We start from the raw sequence: 19,396 nt of genomic DNA on the forward strand, positions 1-19,396 counted from the left end.
GGCGCAACTCATGGGAGCGCAATCGATGCAGCGAAGACGGCTCAGACTGGGCATGGTCGGCGGCGGGCAGGGCGCGTTCATCGGCGCGGTACACCGGATCGCCGCGCGGCTCGACGATCGTTTCGAACTGGTGGCGGGCGCGTTGTCGTCCGATCCCGAGCGCGCGCGGGCGAGCGCCGTCGAAGCGGGCATCGCGCGCAGCTACGCGGACTGGCGCGAGATGGCGCGTGCCGAGGCCGCGTGCGGCGACGGCATCGATGCGGTCGCGATCGTCACGCCGAATCATCTCCATGCGCCGGTCGCGACGGCGTTTCTCGAAGCGGGCATTCACGTGATCTGCGACAAGCCGCTCGCGGTTTCGCTCACGGAAGGGGAAGCGCTCGCCCGGCTCGCGCGGTCGAAGAAGCGGCTCTTTGCGTTGACGCATACGTATTCTGGCTACCCGCTTGTAAGGCACGCGCGCGAGCTGGTCGAACGGGGCGAGTTGGGCGAGCTACGCGTCGTGCAGGTCGAGTACGCGCAGGACTGGCTTGCGGAGCCGGTCGAAACAGGCGGCGCGAACAAGCAGGCGGGATGGCGTACCGATCCGGCGTTGGCGGGGCCGGCCGGGTGCCTCGGCGATATCGGCACGCATGCGTATCAGCTGGCCGCTTTCGTGACGGGGATGATGCCGCGGGCGCTGTCGGCGGAGTTGCACACGTTCGTGCCGGGGCGCCGCATCGACGATCACGTGCAGGCGATGCTGCGTTATGCGAACGGCGCGCGCGGCATGTTGTGGGCGAGTCAGGTGGCGAGCGGCGCGGAGAACGCGCTGCGCTTGCGCGTGTATGGCACGAAGGCGGGGCTCGCGTTCGATCAGGAAGAGCCGAACGTCTTGTGGTTCACGCCGTTGGGCGGTGCTGCGGAGCGCTTGACGCGCGGGCGTGTGGCAAGTCCGATTGCCGCGCATGCGACGCGCGTGCCGGCCGGGCATCCTGAAGGCTATCTGGAAGCGTTCGCGCAGTTGTACAAGGACGCGGCGTTGCAGATCGATGCGTTAAACGATGGTCGCGCGCCGCCGGCGGAGAGTCTGTTGTTGACGACCGTGGACGATGGCGTCGACGGTTTGCGGTTTATCGAAGCGGTGCTGAAAAGCAGTGCGGCGGATGGGCGGTGGGTCGAGATCGAAGGGGCGTGAAGCGTTGAAATCAAGCGCAAAGTCGGCGAAGCTGCCGAAGCGTCAGCCGCCCTTGCTTTTCTTGATCTGCGCTTCGAACGCGATATCCAGCTTGCTGGCCTTGCGCGGTTTCTGCGGGCCGTAGGCGTCGACGAATTTGACGAAGTCGTCGAGCGTCAGCGGGTCGGACACCTTCTTGTCGACCCCGCTCGATTTGTCGACCAGATAGAACAGGCCACCGGACAGACTGATCGCGGCAAAGCGCGGGTTGCCGGTGCGCGTTTTCAGGCGCTCGACGGCGTGGATGGCTCGGGTGGTGCGCATGATGGGAACTGCCGGCTGCGGGTTGATGAGAGCACTACTTTAACAATTTTGGTGGCGTTGCGCGGTGGGGGACCGACGCTGCTCACGCCTCGTCGCTCAGCTCCCGATGCAACGCCCGATACTCCTGCGCAAGCTTGTGTCCCGGATCGAGATGAATGACGGGTGTCGCTAGCTGATGCGACTCGCGGATCTTCACGGACGACGACAACCGCGACCCGAGCACCGGCAACCCTTCGGCGATCAGTTCGTCGACGAGCTTCTGCGGCAGGCTCGCGCGAGGCTGGAACTGGTTGATGACGATGCCTTCCACCTCCAGCGCATCGTTGTGATCCTGCTGGATCTCCTTCACGTTTTCGAGCAGCGTGTAAAGCGCGCGGCGCGAAAAGTCGTCGCAGTCGAACGGAATCAGGCAACGCTCGACGGCGATCAGCGCGGAGCGCGTGTAGAAGTTCAGCGCGGGCGGGGTGTCGATGTAGATCGCGTCATACATGTCGAGTTCGTTCAGGGCGTCGCGCAGCTTGTAGATCTTGTAGCGCGATTCGAGTTTGCCGTGCAGCGTGTCGAGGTCGGGATGCGCGGGCATCAGGTCGAGATTCTCGAAGCGTGTCGGATGGATGAACGAGGTGGCTTCGACGGGTTTGAAGCTGAAGTCGAGCGCAGTTTCGAAGAAGCCGGCGGCGGTGGGGTTGACCTCGCGTGCCTGCGGGCCGAGCAGGTACTGGGTCGAATTCGCCTGGGCATCGAGGTCGATCACCAGCGTGCGCAGCCCTTCGCTCGCGCTGATGGCCGCCAGGTTGCAGACAATGGTCGATTTGCCCACGCCACCTTTCTGATTGAATACAACGCGCCGCATGGTCTCCCCTTGAACGGAAGCGATTGCAAAGGGCCCAGCATACCTGAGTCGGGGGACGGCAAAGATTTCGACGGTGTTCAGGCGCGGGGCAGCGTGTTACCGCGCGGCCGCCTCCACGAGGGCGGCCACACCGCTCACCGGCTTCATCAGATCGTCCGGCAGACCATGCCGCTGACGAAGATAGTCGGTCGAGTTGAACGATAGCCACGCGCGGCCGTTCGCGTCCTCCCAGACGAGCACCTTGAGAGGCAGATCGAGCGCGGCCGTCGGCGCGAGTTGCATCAACGGTGTACCGGCTTTGGGATTGCCGAAGATCACGAGTCGGCTGAACGGCATCACAAGTCCCGCGCGCTCGGCGTCGCCGCTGAAATCGATGCACGCGAAAAGCGTCAGCCCTCGCTCCAGAAGTAATGTTTGAAGACGCCCGGCGGTCGCGTCGCCCGAATGAGCGCTGGCAACGGTGACGATGCCGGTGCGGGCGTTCCCTGAAATCGAAGCGGTGGTCATCATGCCTCCACGGTGAAGCGGACCACTGCAGTGTAGGCGTTCGCTGGCGCGGATGAGGTGCCGATGCCAGAATTACTGGCTCAGATAAACGAACTTGCCATCCTTGATGGTGCCCATCACGCTTGCCCGCTGATCGAGGCCGACGTGATCCTTCGGGCTCGTATTGACGACCCCGTTCGGCACCACCAGCTCATGCGCGTGCTCGAGCTCGTCGCGCAACGCGACGCGAAACGCCGGCGTGCCCGGCTGCGCGGTCTTCAACGCGCGTGCAACGGCATCCTGCAGGCGCGGAGACACGCCGGCCGCATCGCCCGCGAACTGCGTCACGCTGCCCGGGCCGTACTTCGCCTCGTACGCGTCGACGAACGCGAGCGCCGCCTTCTTCGACGGATGATCGGCCGGCAGCGTGCGCGCGACGACGACTGGTTGGGTCGGGAACAGCGTGCCTTCCACGTCCTTGCCGCCGAGCTTGATGAACTCCGGCGTCGCGATGCCGTGCGTCTGATAGATCGGCCCCTTGTAACCGCGCTCGATCAGCGTGCGCTGCGGCAGCACCGTCGGCGTGCCCGCGCCCGCGATCAGGATCGCGTCGGGCTTCGCGGCCATCAGCTTCAGGATCTGGCCGGTCACGCTCGCGTCGGTGCGGTTGTAGCGCTCGGTCGCGACGAGCTGGATATGGCGCAGCGCCGCGAACCTGCTGAACTCGTTGAGCCAGCTTTCGCCGTAGCCATCCGCGAAACCGATGAAGCCGACCGTCTTCACGTTATGGTTGGACATGTAGCGCGTCATCACGTCGGCCATCGCGCTATCGGTCTGCGCCATCTTGTAGGCCCAGATCTTCTTGCCTTCCTGCGGCTCGACGACGCTTGCCGAGCCGATCAGCGTAATCATCGGCGTCTGGCTTTCGGCGACCGGATCGAGCGCGGCCATCGCAGCCGGCGTGATGTTTGGGCCGACGATCACGTCGACGTGGTCCTCGTTGATCAACTTGCGGATGTTGCGCACGGCGTTGCCGGGGTCGGACGCGTCGTCGAGGAAGAGGTAGTCGGCTTTCTGGCCGGCGATCGCCTGCGGCCACATCAGCATCGCATTCTTGCTCGTGATGCCGATCACGGCGGCAGGACCGGTGTTCGACAGATCGATGCCGACCTTCAGGTCGGCGTGCGCGGCGCTGGCGACGAAGAGCGCGCCGATCGCGGTCGTGAGGGCGCGCCGCGTGTTTCGTAGCTTATTGTTATGCGACTTCATCGGAAGGTCTCCGTGGCGAGAAGCGGTTCAGGTGCCGTTCAAAGTTCGTAGGTTTCGTGTTCACCCTTCAGCGCCTGCTCGATCAGCTTGCGGTTCAGGCTCGGCGACAGCAGCTCGACGAGCGTGTACACGTAGCTGCGCAGATATGCGCCCTGTTTCAGCGCGACCCGTGTCACGTTGCTGCCGAACAGATGGCCGACCGGCATCGCGCGCAAATGGCGGTCGCGCTCGGCGTTGAACGCGATGTCGGCCATGATGCCGACGCCGAGGCCCAGTTCGACGTAGGTTTTGATCACGTCGGCGTCGATCGCCTCGAGCACGATGTCCGGATGCACTCCGCGCAGGCGGAACGCCTCGTTGATTTTGGTGCGGCCGGCGAACGCGTTGTCGTAGGTGATCAGCGGGTACTGGGTCAGATCGTCGAGCGACAGCAGCTTGCGCTCGAGCAGCGGATGATCCGGCTGCATCACCGCGACGTGGTGCCACTGGAAGCAGGGCAGCGACACCAGGTCCTTGTAGTTAGAGATCGCTTCGGTCGCGATCGCGAGGTCGGCCTGGTCGTGCAGCACCATTTCGGCGACCTGGGTCGGGCTGCCTTGCAGAATCGAAAGGTGGACCTTCGGGAAGCGCTTCTTGAACTCGGCGATCGCCGCGGGCAGCGAGTAGCGCGCCTGCGTGTGGGTCGCGGCGATCGTCAGGTTGCCCTGATCCTGCGCCGCGTAGTCCTTGCCGACCCGCTTCAGGCTTTCCACTTCCTGCAGGATTTTTTCGATCGATTGCAATATGATGCGGCCCGGCTCGGTCAGCGAGCGCACGCGCTTGCCGTGGCGGGTGAAGATTTCGACGCCGAGCTCGTCCTCCAGCTCGATGATCGCCTTCGAGACGCCCGGCTGGCTTGTAAACAGTGCCTTGGCGGCTTCGGTGAGGTTGAAATTCTGGCGCACAGCCTCGCGAACGAAGCGGAATTGGTGCAGGTTCATATATAACCTCCCCGCATATAAAAAGAATTTTTTAGTCGTTTGAAATATAAGGCGAGTTTATTACGATCTGTCCATCTTTTTCAATATGGATATCTGTATTTGTTATAAGCAAATGAGCGGTGGGTCTAACCGCTCGCTTGCGATAGCCGACAAACGCGGATATTCGAGCCGCGGCGGAAACCGGGACGCCGGACCGCCGCGTGACACGCAAGTTTCGAAAAAAATTGGGGTCCCCGAATGTACCAATACGATCAGTACGACCAGACCATCGTCGATGAACGGGTCGCGCAGTACGCCGATCAGGTTCGCCGCCGCTTGTCGGGCGAATTGAGCGAAGAGGAGTTCCGTCCGCTGCGTCTGCAGAACGGCCTGTACTACCAGCGCCACGCGTACATGCACCGCATCGCGATTCCGTACGGCAACCTGCGCAGCGACCAGATGCGCGTGCTCGCGCAGATCGCGCGCGAACACGACCGCGGCTACGGCCATTTCTCGACGCGCTCGAACATCCAGTACAACTGGATCAAGCTCGAAGAAACGCCGGAAATCCTGCGCAAGCTCGCCGCCGTGCAGATGCACGGCATTCAGACCTCGGGCAACTGCATCCGCAACATCACGGCGGATCAATTCGCCGGCGTCGCGCCCGACGAAGTGGTCGATCCGCGCGCATGGGCCGAAATCCTGCGTCAATGGTCGACGTTCCACCCGGAATTCGCGTGGCTGCCGCGCAAGTTCAAGATCGCCGTGTCGGGCTCGAAGGAAGATCGCGCGGCCGTGCAGATCCACGACATGGGCGTGTATCTGAAGAAGAACGCGCAGGGCGAACTGGTGGTCGACATTCTGGCGGGCGGCGGTCTGGGACGTACGCCGATCGTCGGCGCGATCATCCGCCGCGATCTGCCGTGGCAGCATCTGCTGACCTACTGCGAAGCCGTGCTGCGTGTGTACAACCGCTACGGCCGCCGCGACAACATGTACAAGGCGCGTATCAAGATTCTGGTGAAGGCGCTGTCGCCGGAGAAGTTCTCCGCGCAGGTTGAAGAAGAGTGGCAGCACCTGAAGGATGGCCCGTCGACTCTCACGCAGGCCGAAGTGGATCGCGTGGCGCAGTACTTCGCGCCGCCCGCTTACGACAAGCTGCCGGACACCGATACGTCGTTCGAAAAGCATCTGCTGGAAAATCGCGCATTCGCACGCTGGGTCGAGCGTAACGTGCGTCCGCACAAGGTCGCGGGCTACGCGTCGGTCACGCTGTCGCTGAAGCCGACCACGGTCGCGCCGGGCGACGCGACCGACGTGCAGATGGACGCCGTCGCCGACTGGGCCGACGAGTATTCGTTCGGCAAGGTCCGCGTGTCGCACGAACAGAACCTGATTCTCGCCGACGTGAAGAAGCGCGACCTGTTCGCGCTGTGGGAAAAGGCCAAGGCGCAAGGCTTCGCGACGCCGAACATCGGCTTGTTGACCGACATCATCTCGTGCCCGGGCGGCGACTTCTGCTCGCTCGCGAACGCGAAGTCGATTCCGATCGCGCTCGCGATCCAGGAACGCTTCAACGATCTCGACTACGTGTACGACCTCGGCGACGTGTCGCTGAACATCTCGGGCTGCATCAACGCGTGCGGTCATCATCACGTCGGCAACATCGGCATTCTGGGCGTCGACAAGGACGGCTCGGAGTGGTACCAGGTGACGCTCGGCGGCGAGCAGGGCACGGGCGCGACCGGCGCTCACCTTGGCCGCGTGATCGGCCCGTCGTTCTCGGCCGAGGAAATGCCGGATGTGATGTCGAAGGTGATCGATACGTTCGTGGAAAACCGCCAGGAAGGCGAGCGTTTCATCGATACGTACAACCGCATCGGCATCACGCCGTTCAAGGAGCGCGTGTACGCCGCGCGTCAACCGGCTCACGCGTAACCGCGAAAAGGATACTGAACAGATGGCTTCTATCATCAAGAACCGCGAGATCGTCAACGACGACTGGAGCGTCGTGCGCCCCGCGGAAGACGGCGCTTTGCCGGCGGTGAGCGAACTGCCGGCCGGCAAGGTGATCGTGCCGCTGGCGCTGTGGCAAGCCGAGCGCGACGCGCTCGTCGCCGCGCGCGGCGCGGCAGAGATTGGCGTGTGGCTCGCGCCGGATAGCGAACCGGCGGATATCGTCGGTGACTTCGACAAGCTTGCGCTGATCGCCGTGGACTTCCCGGTGTTCCGCGACGGCCGCGGCTTCAGCATCGGCCGTCTGCTGCGTGAGCGCTATGGCTACAAGGGCGAGCTGCGCGCGATCGGCGACGTGCTGCGCGACCAGATCAACTTCATGTTCCGCTGCGGGTTCGACGCCTACGCACTGCGCGCCGACAAGGACATCAACGACGCGCTGAAGGCGTTCGACGAGTTCAGCGTGCAATACCAGGGCGCCGTCGATAACCCATCGCCGCTGTTTCGCCGCCGCGCGGCGCAGGCTGGCGCCGACAAGGTTCCGGCATGAGCACCGCGCAATCGTTGAGCCCGGAGCTTGCGGCGAAGGTCGAGCGTCTTGATGCGCTGCTCGATTCGATCGCCACGCGCCACGCGAATGTGAAGCTCGCGAGCAGCCTCGCGGCCGAAGACATGCTGCTCACGCACGCGATCCTGTCGCGCAGCGTGAAGATCGGCATCTTCTCGCTGAACACGGGCCGTCTGCATGCTGAAACGCTCGGCATGCTCGACCGCGTGAAGGAGCGCTACGGCTACGACATCGAGCAGTTTCATCCGCAGGCAGCCGCGGTCGAACAGTATGTGAGTGAGCACGGCCTGAACGCATTCTATGAAAGCGTCGAGCTGCGTAAGCGCTGCTGCGAGATCCGCAAGGTCGAGCCGCTCAATCGCGCGCTCGCGGATGTCAGCGCCTGGGTGACCGGGCAGCGTCGCGAGCAGTCGGTGACGCGTGCCGAACTGCACGAGGAAGAGCACGACGGCGCGCGCGGCATCGCCAAGTTCAACCCGCTCGCGGACTGGACCGAAGCCGAAGTCTGGGATTATCTTAAGGCGTTCGACGTGCCGGTCAATCCGCTGCATGCGCGCGGTTATCCGAGCATCGGCTGCGAGCCGTGTACGCGTGCGATCCGCCCCGGCGAGGACAGCCGGGCGGGGCGCTGGTGGTGGGAGTCGCGCGATACGAAAGAATGCGGCTTGCATATCACGGCGATCACCCCGATAGCGGTCGAGCGCAGCGAAAATGCGTCGGCCTGAGCGCCGCGCACCGAGGCCGCGGTCGACCGCCGCCGATAACGATCTGAATACTTCCGCCCGTGCACCCGCACTTGCCGGGCGAATCAACGAAGGACCCGATATGAGCACCACGCTCGATTCCGCTGTCAACGCTCCGCTTGCCAACACGGTCAGCCGGATGGATCACCTCGATTGGCTCGAAGCCGAGTCGATTCACATCCTGCGCGAACTGGTCGCCGAGTGCAGCAAGCCAGCACTGCTGTTTTCGGGCGGCAAGGATTCCGTCGTGGTGCTCGCGCTCGCACTGAAGGCGTTCGGCCTCGGCGCAAACCGCAAGACGCAGCTGCCGTTCCCGCTCGTGCATATCGACACCGGCCATAACTACGACGAAGTGATCGACTTCCGCGATCGTCGCGCGCAAGAGATCGGCGCGCAACTGGTGGTCGGGCATGTCGAGGATTCGATCAAGCGCGGCACCGTGCGTCTGCGCCGCGAAACGGATTCGCGCAATGCCGCGCAAGCGGTCACGCTGCTGGAGACGATCGAGCAATACGGCTACACCGCGATGATCGGCGGCGCGCGTCGCGACGAAGAAAAGGCCCGCGCGAAAGAGCGCATCTTCTCGTTCCGCGACGAGTTCGGCCAATGGGACCCGAAGGCGCAGCGCCCGGAACTGTGGAGCATCTACAACGCGCGTCTGCACAACGGCGAGCACATGCGCGTGTTCCCGATCTCGAACTGGACCGAACTCGACGTGTGGCAGTACATCGCGCGTGAACAGCTCGAACTGCCGTCGATCTACTATGCGCACCAGCGCGAGATCGTGCGCCGCAATGGCCTGCTCGTGCCGGTTACGCCGCTCACGCCGATGCGCGAAGGCGAGACGAGCGAACAGGCGCTCGTGCGTTTCCGCACGGTCGGCGACATCAGCTGCACGTGCCCGGTCGAAAGCGACGCGGACGACGTCGAGAAGATCATCGCCGAAACGGCCGTCACCGAAATCACGGAACGCGGTGCGACGCGGATGGACGATCAGGTGTCCGAGGCGGCGATGGAGCAGCGCAAGAAGCAAGGTTATTTCTAAGCAGGCACACGAGACAAGGGACATGCAATCATGAGCAGTATTCACCAACCCGAAGACCTCGGCGTGCTGCGTTTCATCACCGCGGGCAGCGTCGACGACGGCAAGAGCACGCTGATCGGCCGTCTGTTGTACGACAGCAAGGCCGTGCTTTCCGACCAGCTCTCGGCGCTGTCGCGCGCGAAGAACAAGCGCACCGTCGGCGACGAAATCGATCTGTCGCTGCTGACCGACGGCCTCGAAGCCGAGCGCGAGCAGGGCATCACGATCGACGTCGCGTACCGCTACTTCGCGACCGCCAAGCGCAAGTTCATCATCGCCGATACGCCGGGCCACGAGCAGTACACGCGCAACATGGTGACGGGTGCATCGACCGCGCATGCGGCGATCATTCTCGTTGACGCGACGCGCGTGACGTTCGAGAACGGCGTTGCACAACTGCTGCCGCAAACCAAGCGTCATAGCGCGATCGTCAAGCTGCTCGGTCTGCAGCATGTGATCGTCGCGATCAACAAGATGGACCTCGTCGACTACAGCGAAGCGCGCTTCAACGAAATCCGCGACGCGTATGTCGAGCTCGCGCGTCACCTCGGTCTGCAGGACGTGCGCTTCGTGCCGGTGTCGGCGCTGAAGGGCGACAACATCGTCACGGCCAGCGAGCGCATGCCGTGGTACGCGGGCGAGCCGCTGCTCGACGTGCTCGAAGCGCTGCCGGTCGAAACCGCGAGCGGCGAGGCGCTGCGCTTCCCGGTGCAGTGGGTCGCGCGCCAGGACGGCAGCCAGGCCGACGATTTCCGCGGCTACATGGGCCGTGTGGAATCGGGCGAAGTGAAGCTCGGCGACACGATCGTCGTGCTGCCGGCCCATCGCGAGGCGACCGTCGCCGAGATCATCGCGCCGGTGGTCGGCGGCACCGCCCAGGTGGACCGCGCGTTTGCCGGTCAGACGGTGACGATACGTCTCGCGGAAGACGTCGACGTGTCGCGCGGCGACACCTTCGTGCTGCGCGAAGCGGCGCCGGAACCTGCGAAGAAGCTTGAAGCGGATCTGTGCTGGTTCGACGACACGCCGCTGTCGACGCAGCGCAAGTATCTGCTGAAGCAGACCACCAGCACGGTGTTCGCGAAGATCGGCGCGATCAAGGAAGTGCTCGACGTGCATACGCTGTCGCAGGCGACCGATCGCAAGGAACTGGCGATGAACGACATCGGTCGTGTCGCGCTGACGTTGCAGAAGCCGCTCGTGTGCGACGCGTACGACTCGCATCAGGGCACGGGCGCGTTCGTGCTGATCGACGAGGCGACGAACCACACCGTCGCGGCCGGCATGATCCGCGCGTTTTCCGCCTGAGCAGAGCAACAGGTTGATGCAAATGGGCAAGGTTTATCTGATCGGCGCGGGACCGGGTGCCGCGGACCTGATTACGGTACGCGGCGCGCGGCTGCTCGGCGCCGCCGACGTCGTGCTGCACGACGCGCTGATCGAGCCGGCGATGCTCGACTACGCGCCCGCGCGCGCGAAGCGCATTGCGGTCGGCAAGCGCTGCGGCCAGTTGTCGACGGCCCAGCAGTTCATCAACAAGCAGATCGTCGATGCGGCTTTGGAGCACGACGTGGTCGTGCGTTTGAAGGGCGGCGATCCGATGCTGTTCGGCCGCGCCGACGAAGAGATGCGCGCGCTGGAAGCCGCTGGCATCGAGTATGAAGTCGTGCCGGGCATCACCGCCGCGCTGGCGAGCGCGGCCACGCTAAAGCGCTCGCTGACGCTGCGCGGCGTGTCGCGTAGCGTCGCGCTTGCGACGTTCAGCCGCGCGCCGGGCTCCGACGAGATCCGCGAACAGGTCAATGCCGATTCACTCGTGTTCTACATGGGCCGCGATAGCGGCGTCGAGATCGCGCGGCAAATGATCGATGCCGGCAAGCCCGCGAGCATGCCCGTTGCGATCGTCGAGGCGTGCAGCACGCCGCGCGAACGGATGCTGACGCTGACGCTGGAAGATCTTGCGGCGGGCGCAGCGCAGCGCTGGGTCGATGCGTCACAGCCGAGTTTACTGATGATCGGGGAGGCGTTCGCGGCGCGGCAAGTCGAGGAGGCGGAACACTCGGCGAACGGGATGCGGGTCGCGGCCTGAGAGCGGCGAACCCGGGCAAGGAAACGACAAAAATCAGACTTGCCGCAAGCAATACTGCGCGAGCGCATCCAGCACTGAATCATCCTCACCCACTGCCACCGCGCAGCGAATCTCGACACCGGGATGCGCGGCGCGGCATTGATCGACGATCGCGGGCAAGTCCTTGCGGATATGTCCGCCTTGCCCGAAGAACACCGGCACCACGGTAATCGCATCGCAACCTTGCGTGACGAGTTGCGCGACGGCCGTCGGCAGGTTGGGTTCCATCAGTTCGAGAAACGCGAGTGAGACCGCCTGAGCGTCGCCCGTCGCCGCGCGTGCGGCGCGCAGCTTGTCGGCGAGCCGCTCGAACGGCTCCCGCCAGCGCGCATCGCGCGCGCCGTGGCCAAATAGAATCAGTCCGTGCATAGCCATCGCGTCAGCTCCTGACGATGCCCCTCAAAGCACTGGCGTCAGTGCCGGTCGACCCACTTCAACCCGACGAGCCCGAGCACCAGGTACACGAGCCCCGGCGTCGCCGCCGTCAACGGCGCGGGCCACGTATTGAGCGTGCCGATATGCGAGAACAGCGTGTTGAACAGCTGGAAGCTCATGCCGAGCATGATGCCGCCGAACACCTTCACGCCGACCACGCCCGCGCGCGTATGCAGATACGCGAACGGCAGCGACAGCACCAGCATCACGAACACCGCGAACGGATAGAGCACCTTGCGCCACAGCGCGATTTCATAGCGCTGCGTGTCCTGATGATTCTCGGTCAGATGCTGGATATAGCGGAACAGATTGAACATCGACATCCGGTCCGGTGACACCAGCAGCACCGACAGAATCTGCGGCGTCAGCTCGGAGCGCAGCGAATACTCGGGCAGCGTGACCTGGTTCGCGCGATACACGGGATTGAGCGCATCGGCCGGGGTGCCGGGAGCGGGAGTCACGTCGAGCAGTTGCGTGTCGGTCACGCCGGTCAGCAGCCAGTGGCCCGGCGGCTGATAGCGGCCGCTCTGCGCGATGCGCACGTTCGACAGGCGGAACTTCGAATCGAACTCGTAGATGCGCACGTTGCTGATCGTCGCGTCGGGCCTCAGTTCGCCGACGTTGACGAAGCGCGTGACCTGCTCGCCGTCGGCGCGCGAGGTCAGCGTGTCCTTGACCCACACGCCCGACTGGAAGTTGGTCGACACCGATGAGCCGAGCGCCTCGAGCCGCACGCGCTCGGACAGCTGATCCGTGTACGGGCCGACCACTTCGCCGATCAGATACGTGACGATCACGAGCGGGATGCCGATCTTCAGCAGCGAGCGCAGCGACTGGTTCGTCGCGAGGCCTGACACGCGGAAGATCGTGTACTCGGAGTTCGCTGCCATCTGCGCGAACACGTAGATCGCGCTGATCAGCGCCGCCACCGGAATGATTTCGTAGAAACGCGACGGCGTTTGCAGCGCGACGCGCAGCACCGCGTACTGGAATTTGTAGTTGCCGTGGCCGACCGAGTTCAGTTCATTGATCAGGTCGAAAAAGAAGAACAGACCTGAAAACGCGAACAGGATGAAAACGAACGTGAGATAAATCTGACGCGCGAAATACCTTTCATAAATGCGCATCGGTCAGGCTCCCTGCGAACGGCTGAACATGGCACGCGTAAATAGCGGCCGGTTGCGCACGCGCAACCAGAAGATGAACGCGACGATCCCGAGCACGATCACGTGCAGGATCACGAGCCCGACGCCGAACGACATCTTGCCCTGCTCGATCCACGCCTGCACGACGTTCAGCAGATTCGAATAGGTGAGGTAGATCAGCACGGCCATCACGAGGTTGATCGTGCGGCTGCGCCGCGGATTCTGGTGCGCGAGCGGAATCGCGAGCAGCATCAGGTTGATCGCGATCAGCGGAAGACCGGCGCGCCACGCGAATTCGGCGAGGTTCTCGTTGGTCGGATTGCGCAGCAGCGTGAGCGTCGGCAGGCCGGTGGTGGTCGGCGTATTGACGACCGGCTGGCTCTGGATCTTCACGCCGTAGCGCTCGAACTCCATGATGCGGAAATCGGGGTGGCCCGGCTCGCCGTCGTAGCGGCGGCCATTTTCCAGCACGACGAAGCGGTCGCCGTTCTTGTGGGTCTCGATGTGGCCGTTCTTCGACACGACGACGTTGACCTTGCCGCCTTCGGTGCTCGTCACGAACACGTTCTCGACATGCCCCTGGTCGGGCGACATCTTCTCGATGAAGAACACGCGATGGGTGGTCGGCGATTCGCGGAACTGCCCCGGCGCGAGCAGCGAGACTTCGTCGCGCTGCTGGAAGCGCGCGCGGATCAGCTTGCTCTGCTGGTTCGACCACGGCCAGCCGACGAACACGAAGAACATGATCAGGATGATGATCGGCGTGGCGAAAATGCCGATCGGCTTGATGAATTGCGTGAGGCTCACGCCCGAGGACAGCCACACGACCATCTCGGAGTCCTTGTACCAGCGCGTGAGCACGAACAGGATCGACACGAACAGGGTCGCGACGAGCATGATGGCCAGGTAGCCGATCACGGTGAGGCCGATCAGGACCAGCACGTCGCGCGGATCGATCTCACCCGATGCCGCGAAGCCGACGATGCGGATCATCATCGTCGTCAGCACGAGCGTGAGGAGAACCATGAACACGGCGCCAGCCGTGTACGCGAGTTCGCGCTGGAGGGAGCGTTCGAAGATCATTATTGATGACGAGAGGGGGCGCTCACGGTGACGCGGGGGTTCGGTCCCGTCACGCCTCCGGTGCAGCCGCCGCGGGAAAAATAGCGGATAATTGCGGCTTTCATCCTAAGCCCAGATTTTATCCGAGGACAAGCGCGATGGACTTTAGCATAAAAGCCTGTGATTGGACCAAAGGCTCGACGAACGGTTTCCTGACCGGAAAATCCGACTGCATCGTGATCGGCGTGTTCGAGTCGCAAACGCTGTCGGGCGCCGCACTGGAGATCGACACGGCCACCAAGGGCCTGCTCACGCGCATCATCAAGGCGGGCGACATGGACGGCAAAGCCGGCACCACGCTGTTCCTGCATGAAGTCCAGGGCATCGGCGCGTCGCGCGTGCTGCTAGTCGGGCTCGGCAAACAGGACGCTTTCAGCCAGAAAGCTTACGGCGAGGCGGTCCGCGCCGCCTGGCGCGCGCTGCTCGGCACGAAGGTCGTGCAGGTCACGTTCACGCTCGCACAACTGCCGGTGCTCGAGCGCACGGCCGACTGGTGCGTACGCGCCGCGATCCTCGCGCTGCGCGAGCTGACGTACCGCTTCACGGAGATGAAGAGCAAGCCGGACAACACGCCGCGCGCGCTCAAGCGCATCGTGTTCAGCGTCAACAGCGGCGACGAGAAGGTCGCCAGGCTGGCCGCGAAGCAGGGTGCCGCGCTTGCGAACGGCATGGACCTGACGCGCGAGCTCGGCAATCTGCCGAGCAACGTCTGCACGCCGACCTATCTCGCGAACACCGCGAAGAAGCTCGCGAAAGACTGGAAGCTGAAGGTCGAGGTGCTCGGCGAGAAGCAGTGCGAAGCGCTGAAGATGGGCTCGTACCTGTCGGTCACGGCGGGCGCGGTCGAACCGGCGCAGTTCATCGTGCTGCAGTACCAGGGCGGCGCCGCGAAGGCCGCGCCGGTCGTGCTGGTCGGCAAGGGCGTCACGTTCGACACGGGCGGCATCTCGCTGAAGCCGGGCGAGAGCATGGACGAAATGAAGTACGACATGTGCGGCGCGGGCTCGGTGCTCGGCACGCTGCGCGCGGTCGCCGAGATGGGCCTGAAGATCAACGTGGTCGGCATCATCCCGGCCGTCGAGAACATGCCGTCGGGCACGGCCACCAAGCCGGGCGACATCGTCACCAGCATGAAGGGCATCACGATCGAGGTGCTGAACACCGACGCCGAGGGCCGCCTCATCCTGTGCGACGCTTTGACCTACGCCGAGCGCTTCAAGCCGGCGGCGGTGATCGACATCGCCACGCTGACGGGCGCCTGCATCATCGCGCTCGGCCACCACAACAGCGGCCTGTTCTCGAAGGACGACGCGCTCGCGGGCGAGCTGCTCGACGCGTCGCGTGAAGCTGCCGACCCGGCATGGCGCCTGCCGCTCGACGACGAGTACCAGGATCAGCTGAAGTCTAACTTCGCGGACGTCGCGAACATCGGCGGACGTCCCGCGGGCAGCGTGACGGCCGCGTGCTTCCTGTCGCGCTTCACGGATTCGTACCCGTGGGCGCATCTCGACATCGCGGGCACCGCGTGGAAGAGCGGCGCGGCGAAGGGCGCGACCGGCCGTCCGGTGCCGCTGCTCACGCAGTTCCTGATCGATCGCGCCGGGCAATGACGCAGTGCAGTAAGCGCGCGCACCGCGCGCGGCAAGCGTGGCGGAGCGGCCGATGACGAAAATCGACTTTCACTCGAACGTCGGCGATTCGCTGTCGTATGCATGCCGCCTCGCGCGCAAGGCGTATCTGGCGGGCCAGCCGCTCGTGGTGCTGGCCGAGCCCGCGCGCCTGCGCGCCTTCGACGAAATGCTGTGGACCTTCGCGCCGCTCGAGTTCGTGCCGCACTGCATGGCGGGCACGTCGCTTGCGGCCGACACGCCTGTCGTGCTGGCCACGAATCTCGACGACGTGCCGCATCATCAGGTGCTGCTCAATCTCGGCGCGACGGTGCCGGCGCAGTTCGCGCGCTTCGAAAGATTGCTCGAAGTGGTCGGTAACGCACCCGAGGAACTCGCTGCGGGCCGCGAGCGCTATCGCTTCTATCGCGATCGCGGCTATCCTTTGACCAACTACAAGCAGGGCGGCTAGCTTCGTTTCGCTGCGCGTCGGGGCCGACGACGGTCGACGGCGATCGGGGAACGCCACGCGCACACTGCCTGCCCTGGCTTCGACTCAAACACGGAGAGCGCACGTGTCCGACCCCCAAGATGATTCAATTCCGGTCCTGAACGAGATCCTCGTGCCGGGCCGCGCGCGCGAGGCATCGGGCGATGCCGCCGCGCCCGCCCCCCAGCCAGGCGCCGAGCCCGCACCCGCGGCGCCGCGCGAGCCCGCTTTCCATACGGAGCCCGCGGTCGTGCCGCCGCCCGCGCATCAGACCGAACCGACGTTGACGCCTGAGCCCGCGCAGGCGGCCGGGTATGAGCCTGTCGCGCAGACCGGGCTTTATCGGGCGCACGTGGCCGATCACACGCACGCGAGAAGGTACACGCGTCCGCATCACGGCATTCACCCGCGACATGGGCATGAGGGCGGGCATGAAGAAATGGAAGTCTCGCCCGGTGTGTTCGACCGTACCGAGCCCTTCATACCGCTCGAAGCCGGCGCGACGGTGCCGCCGGATCTCGGTCATGAAGGCACGCACGAAGCCGCTCCCGCCGAGCCCGCACTCGATGCCGATGCGATCGCCCAACGTCTGCACGGACGTTTCCAGCGTTTTCTGACGGGAGAGGGGCGCGGCATCATCGAGGCGCGCTGCCGCGATGCGGTGCAGCAACACACGAGTCTGCTCGTGAGTCAGATCACGCGCGAAGTCGCGCAAACGCTCGAAGCCGAGATGACAGACTGGGTGCGTGAAGCGGTGGAAGAAGAGGTCGCGCGGCGCTCACGTTGATGGCGCGAGGCGCGGCCTTCATCGGCGACACAAGACGTCCGTTATTTGAGCGTCAACACCCAGGCCGCCAGCGTGGCCGCCTGATCCGGCGTGAGCTGAGTGTTCGCCGGCATCGGCACGGTTCCCCATACGCCGGTGCTGCCATCGAGGATCTTGTGCTTCAGGTAGGTCGCGGCGTCCTCACGTCCTGCATAGCGGGCTGCGACATCGTGCAGCGAGGGTCCCATGAACGGGCGCGTGACCGAGTGGCAGCTCATGCAGTTCTTCTGCTGTGCAAGCGCGAGGCCGGCTGCTTCGGCATGGGCGGCGGGACTGGCTGCGCTCAATGTGGCGGCGAGCGCAACAATGGCTGCTACGGCTGCGTACGACATCGATTTCATTATGGTCTCCGCCAGTGCAGATGCCCGGCTCGTGGTGCACGCATTATAAGAGCAAAGGGGCGCACGGTTTTCCGGGCGCCCCTTTGCGTTTCTGCGTAGCGTGGCGGCGGGTTTGCCACTGTGACCGTGATCAGCCCGTCACCGCCCCCCGATTCGCCGGCTGCGCGAGCGCGAAATACTTCGCCATCACGCCGCGTGTGTAGCGCGGCTTCGGAGCCTGCCACACGGCGCGGCGGCGCTGCAGCTCGGCGTCGTCGATGTTCAGTTGCAGCAGCAGCCGGTGCGCGTCGATCGTGATCGAATCGCCTTCCTGCACGAGCGCGATCGTGCCACCGACGAACGCTTCCGGCGCGACGTGTCCGACCACCATACCCCAGGTGCCGCCCGAGAAGCGGCCGTCGGTGATGAGCCCGACCGATTCGCCGAGTCCCTTGCCGATGATCGCCGAGGTCGGCGCGAGCATCTCCGGCATGCCGGGGCCGCCCTTCGGGCCCAGGTAGCGCAGCACGACGACGTCGCCGGCGACGATCCTGTCGGCGAGGATCGCTTCGAGCGCGCTCTGCTCGTCGTCGAACACGCGGGCCGGGCCCGTGATGACCGGGTTCTTCAGCCCCGAGATCTTGGCGACCGCACCGTGTTCGGCGAGATTGCCCTTCAGAATCGCAAGATGGCCCTCCGCGTAGAGCGCCTTGTCGATCGGGAAGATCACCTGCTGGTCGCTGCGCGGTTTGCCGGGCACGTCTTTCAGTTCCTCGGCGATCGTTCTGCCGGTGATCGTGATGCAATCGCCGTGCAGAAGCCCGGCGTCGAGCAGGATCTTCAGCACCTGCGGGATGCCGCCCGCCTTGTGCAGATCGGTGGCGACATACTGGCCCGACGGCTTCAGGTTGCAGATCACCGGCACTTTCTTGCGCATGCGCTCGAAGTCCTCGATCGTCCATTCGACCTCGGCCGCGTGCGCGATCGCCAGATAGTGGAGCACCGCGTTGGTCGAGCCGCCGGTCGCCATGATCACGGCGACCGCGTTTTCGATCGACCGCTTCGTGATGATGTCGCGCGGCTTCAGATCCTTCTTGACCGCTTCGACGAGCACGCGCGCCGACTCCGCGGCCGAGTCGACCTTCTCCTGATCGGGGTTCGCCATCGTCGACGAATACAGCAGCGACATGCCGAGCGCCTCGAACGACGAGCTCATCGTGTTGGCCGTGTACATGCCGCCGCACGAACCGGTCGACGGACACGCGTTCTTCTCGATACCCTCGAAGTCCTCCTGCGACATGCGGCCGGCCGTGAATTCGCCGACCGCTTCGAACGACGACACGATCGTCAGATCGGTGCCCTTCCAGTTGCCCGGACGGATCGTGCCGCCGTACACGTAGATGCCCGGCACGTTCATGCGCGCGAGGCCGATCATGCCGCCCGGCATGTTCTTGTCGCAGCCGCCGATCACGACCACCCCGTCCATCCATTGACCCTGCACGCAGGTCTCGATGCAGTCGGCGATCACTTCGCGCGACACGAGCGAGTACTTCATGCCCTCGGTGCCCATCGACATCCCGTCCGAGATCGTCGGCGTGCCGAAGGTCTGCGGGTTCGCGTCGGCGCGCTTGATCGCGGTGACGGCCGCGTCGGCTAGACGCTGCAGACCGGCGTTGCACGGCGTGATCGTCGAGTGGCCGTTGGCGACGCCGATCATGGGTTTGTCGAAATCCTCCTTCTGGTAGCCGAGCGCGTAGTACATCGAGCGATTCGGTGAACGCGCGATGCCTTGCGTGATGTTCTTCGAACGACGGTTGTAGGCCATGGGGATCTCCCGGTCTGTCGGTTCTGACGGATGCGCGCTGCGGCTTGTGCGCGCATTCGTTCAGTGTAGTGCCGTCGCGCCTCGCGAACAGGCGGTTTTG

At 64.5% G+C, this 19,396-nt stretch carries 20 protein-coding genes; 10 read left to right on the plus strand and 10 right to left on the minus strand.

All coding sequences use genetic code 11. The features are described 5' to 3' along the window. The first annotated feature begins 25 nt into the window (after nt 1–25). Nucleotides 26–1,177, plus strand: coding sequence for a Gfo/Idh/MocA family protein (locus L0U81_RS03610; protein WP_233800219.1), 1,152 nt, complete (start codon nt 26–28; stop codon nt 1,175–1,177). Nucleotides 1,178–1,219: 42 nt separating this feature from the next. Here L0U81_RS03610 and L0U81_RS03615 read toward each other — a convergent pair whose 3' ends face one another. The 5 genes from L0U81_RS03615 to L0U81_RS03635 form a co-directional block, all read right to left on the minus strand. Next, nucleotides 1,220–1,480 carry a hypothetical protein gene (locus L0U81_RS03615; RefSeq protein WP_008921314.1) on the minus strand — a complete coding sequence of 87 codons (261 nt, stop codon included), beginning with the start codon at nt 1,478–1,480 and terminating at the stop codon, nt 1,220–1,222. An 82-nt stretch (nt 1,481–1,562) separates the two neighbouring features. After that, entirely contained in the window at nt 1,563–2,333 is a 771-nt protein-coding gene (locus L0U81_RS03620; protein WP_233800220.1) for a ParA family protein, read from the minus strand. 96 nt (nt 2,334–2,429) lie between these two features. After that, nucleotides 2,430–2,843: a DUF302 domain-containing protein gene (locus L0U81_RS03625; protein WP_233800221.1), complete on the minus strand. Its 414-nt coding sequence runs from the start codon at nt 2,841–2,843 to the stop codon at nt 2,430–2,432. 69 nt (nt 2,844–2,912) lie between these two features. Then, a complete protein-coding gene (locus L0U81_RS03630) occupies nt 2,913–4,088 on the minus strand; it encodes an ABC transporter substrate-binding protein (RefSeq protein WP_233800222.1) in 1,176 nt (391 codons plus the stop codon). A gap of 38 nt (nt 4,089–4,126) precedes the next feature. Beyond that, a complete protein-coding gene (locus tag L0U81_RS03635) occupies nt 4,127–5,068 on the minus strand; it encodes a CysB family HTH-type transcriptional regulator (protein ID WP_233800223.1) in 942 nt (313 codons plus the stop codon). Between the two features lie 237 nt (nt 5,069–5,305). Here L0U81_RS03635 and L0U81_RS03640 point away from each other — a divergent pair, with 237 nt between their 5' ends. From L0U81_RS03640 to cobA, 6 genes are all read left to right on the plus strand, one after another. Beyond that, nucleotides 5,306–6,985, plus strand: a complete 1,680-nt coding sequence (locus tag L0U81_RS03640; RefSeq protein ID WP_233800224.1) for a nitrite/sulfite reductase — start codon at nt 5,306–5,308, stop codon at nt 6,983–6,985. 22 nt (nt 6,986–7,007) lie between these two features. Continuing rightward, entirely contained in the window at nt 7,008–7,553 is a 546-nt protein-coding gene (locus tag L0U81_RS03645; protein WP_233800225.1) for a DUF934 domain-containing protein, read from the plus strand. After that, a complete protein-coding gene (locus L0U81_RS03650) occupies nt 7,550–8,296 on the plus strand; it encodes a phosphoadenylyl-sulfate reductase (protein ID WP_233800226.1) in 747 nt (248 codons plus the stop codon). Before L0U81_RS03645 ends, L0U81_RS03650 begins: the two co-directional genes overlap by 4 nt. A gap of 100 nt (nt 8,297–8,396) precedes the next feature. Continuing rightward, nucleotides 8,397–9,359, plus strand: a complete 963-nt coding sequence (gene cysD, locus L0U81_RS03655) for a sulfate adenylyltransferase subunit CysD (RefSeq protein ID WP_233800227.1) — start codon at nt 8,397–8,399, stop codon at nt 9,357–9,359. A 30-nt stretch (nt 9,360–9,389) separates the two neighbouring features. After that, complete coding sequence (locus tag L0U81_RS03660; protein WP_233800228.1) at nt 9,390–10,706, plus strand: sulfate adenylyltransferase subunit 1; 1,317 nt, start codon at nt 9,390–9,392, stop codon at nt 10,704–10,706. A gap of 22 nt (nt 10,707–10,728) precedes the next feature. Next, entirely contained in the window at nt 10,729–11,487 is a 759-nt protein-coding gene (gene cobA / locus L0U81_RS03665; protein WP_233804197.1) for a uroporphyrinogen-III C-methyltransferase, read from the plus strand. A 33-nt stretch (nt 11,488–11,520) separates the two neighbouring features. Here the strand turns inward: cobA and L0U81_RS03670 are convergent, their stop codons facing one another. From L0U81_RS03670 to lptF, 3 genes are read right to left on the minus strand one after another with little or no spacing between them, the layout of a single operon-like run. Beyond that, nucleotides 11,521–11,901: a sirohydrochlorin chelatase gene (locus L0U81_RS03670; protein ID WP_233800229.1), complete on the minus strand. Its 381-nt coding sequence runs from the start codon at nt 11,899–11,901 to the stop codon at nt 11,521–11,523. Nucleotides 11,902–11,939: 38 nt separating this feature from the next. Then, nucleotides 11,940–13,088, minus strand: a complete 1,149-nt coding sequence (gene lptG / locus L0U81_RS03675; protein WP_233800230.1) for an LPS export ABC transporter permease LptG — start codon at nt 13,086–13,088, stop codon at nt 11,940–11,942. A 3-nt stretch (nt 13,089–13,091) separates the two neighbouring features. Continuing rightward, nucleotides 13,092–14,189: an LPS export ABC transporter permease LptF gene (gene lptF / locus L0U81_RS03680; protein WP_233800231.1), complete on the minus strand. Its 1,098-nt coding sequence runs from the start codon at nt 14,187–14,189 to the stop codon at nt 13,092–13,094. A 137-nt stretch (nt 14,190–14,326) separates the two neighbouring features. Between lptF and L0U81_RS03685 the strand changes: the two genes are divergently transcribed. From L0U81_RS03685 to L0U81_RS03695, 3 genes are all read left to right on the plus strand, one after another. Next, nucleotides 14,327–15,838, plus strand: coding sequence for a leucyl aminopeptidase (locus L0U81_RS03685; protein ID WP_233800232.1), 1,512 nt, complete (start codon nt 14,327–14,329; stop codon nt 15,836–15,838). Nucleotides 15,839–15,890: 52 nt separating this feature from the next. Beyond that, a complete protein-coding gene (locus L0U81_RS03690) occupies nt 15,891–16,307 on the plus strand; it encodes a DNA polymerase III subunit chi (RefSeq protein ID WP_233800233.1) in 417 nt (138 codons plus the stop codon). A 103-nt stretch (nt 16,308–16,410) separates the two neighbouring features. Next, a complete protein-coding gene (locus L0U81_RS03695; RefSeq protein ID WP_233800234.1) occupies nt 16,411–17,112 on the plus strand; it encodes a DUF2486 family protein in 702 nt (233 codons plus the stop codon). Between the two features lie 41 nt (nt 17,113–17,153). Here L0U81_RS03695 and L0U81_RS03700 read toward each other — a convergent pair whose 3' ends face one another. Together L0U81_RS03700 and ilvD are read right to left on the minus strand one after the other, a co-directional pair. Beyond that, nucleotides 17,154–17,492 carry a c-type cytochrome gene (locus tag L0U81_RS03700; protein ID WP_233800235.1) on the minus strand — a complete coding sequence of 113 codons (339 nt, stop codon included), beginning with the start codon at nt 17,490–17,492 and terminating at the stop codon, nt 17,154–17,156. A gap of 130 nt (nt 17,493–17,622) precedes the next feature. After that, the gene (gene ilvD / locus L0U81_RS03705) at nt 17,623–19,296 is read right to left on the minus strand and encodes a dihydroxy-acid dehydratase (RefSeq protein ID WP_233800236.1); all 1,674 of its coding nucleotides are present in this window, start codon (nt 19,294–19,296) and stop codon (nt 17,623–17,625) included. Nucleotides 19,297–19,396 lie beyond the last annotated feature (100 nt).

It is taken from the genome of Paraburkholderia sp. HP33-1 (assembly GCF_021390595.1).
Lineage (GTDB): Bacteria > Pseudomonadota > Gammaproteobacteria > Burkholderiales > Burkholderiaceae > Paraburkholderia.

Bases quoted from the DNA above. Each gene is read 5' to 3' on its own strand.
- L0U81_RS03610 (WP_233800219.1), top strand. From the start codon at position 26: ATGCAGCGAAGACGGCTCAGACTGGGCATGGTCGGCGGCGGGCAGGGC.
- L0U81_RS03615 (WP_008921314.1), bottom strand. From the start codon at position 1,480: ATGCGCACCACCCGAGCCATCCACGCCGTCGAGCGCCTGAAAACGCGC.
- L0U81_RS03620 (WP_233800220.1), bottom strand. From the start codon at position 2,333: ATGCGGCGCGTTGTATTCAATCAGAAAGGTGGCGTGGGCAAATCGACC.
- L0U81_RS03625 (WP_233800221.1), bottom strand. From the start codon at position 2,843: ATGATGACCACCGCTTCGATTTCAGGGAACGCCCGCACCGGCATCGTC.
- L0U81_RS03630 (WP_233800222.1), bottom strand. From the start codon at position 4,088: ATGAAGTCGCATAACAATAAGCTACGAAACACGCGGCGCGCCCTCACG.
- L0U81_RS03635 (WP_233800223.1), bottom strand. From the start codon at position 5,068: ATGAACCTGCACCAATTCCGCTTCGTTCGCGAGGCTGTGCGCCAGAAT.
- L0U81_RS03640 (WP_233800224.1), top strand. From the start codon at position 5,306: ATGTACCAATACGATCAGTACGACCAGACCATCGTCGATGAACGGGTC.
- L0U81_RS03645 (WP_233800225.1), top strand. From the start codon at position 7,008: ATGGCTTCTATCATCAAGAACCGCGAGATCGTCAACGACGACTGGAGC.
- L0U81_RS03650 (WP_233800226.1), top strand. From the start codon at position 7,550: ATGAGCACCGCGCAATCGTTGAGCCCGGAGCTTGCGGCGAAGGTCGAG.
- cysD (WP_233800227.1), top strand. From the start codon at position 8,397: ATGAGCACCACGCTCGATTCCGCTGTCAACGCTCCGCTTGCCAACACG.
- L0U81_RS03660 (WP_233800228.1), top strand. From the start codon at position 9,390: ATGAGCAGTATTCACCAACCCGAAGACCTCGGCGTGCTGCGTTTCATC.
- cobA (WP_233804197.1), top strand. From the start codon at position 10,729: ATGGGCAAGGTTTATCTGATCGGCGCGGGACCGGGTGCCGCGGACCTG.
- L0U81_RS03670 (WP_233800229.1), bottom strand. From the start codon at position 11,901: ATGGCTATGCACGGACTGATTCTATTTGGCCACGGCGCGCGCGATGCG.
- lptG (WP_233800230.1), bottom strand. From the start codon at position 13,088: ATGCGCATTTATGAAAGGTATTTCGCGCGTCAGATTTATCTCACGTTC.
- lptF (WP_233800231.1), bottom strand. From the start codon at position 14,189: ATGATCTTCGAACGCTCCCTCCAGCGCGAACTCGCGTACACGGCTGGC.
- L0U81_RS03685 (WP_233800232.1), top strand. From the start codon at position 14,327: ATGGACTTTAGCATAAAAGCCTGTGATTGGACCAAAGGCTCGACGAAC.
- L0U81_RS03690 (WP_233800233.1), top strand. From the start codon at position 15,891: ATGACGAAAATCGACTTTCACTCGAACGTCGGCGATTCGCTGTCGTAT.
- L0U81_RS03700 (WP_233800235.1), bottom strand. From the start codon at position 17,492: ATGAAATCGATGTCGTACGCAGCCGTAGCAGCCATTGTTGCGCTCGCC.
- ilvD (WP_233800236.1), bottom strand. From the start codon at position 19,296: ATGGCCTACAACCGTCGTTCGAAGAACATCACGCAAGGCATCGCGCGT.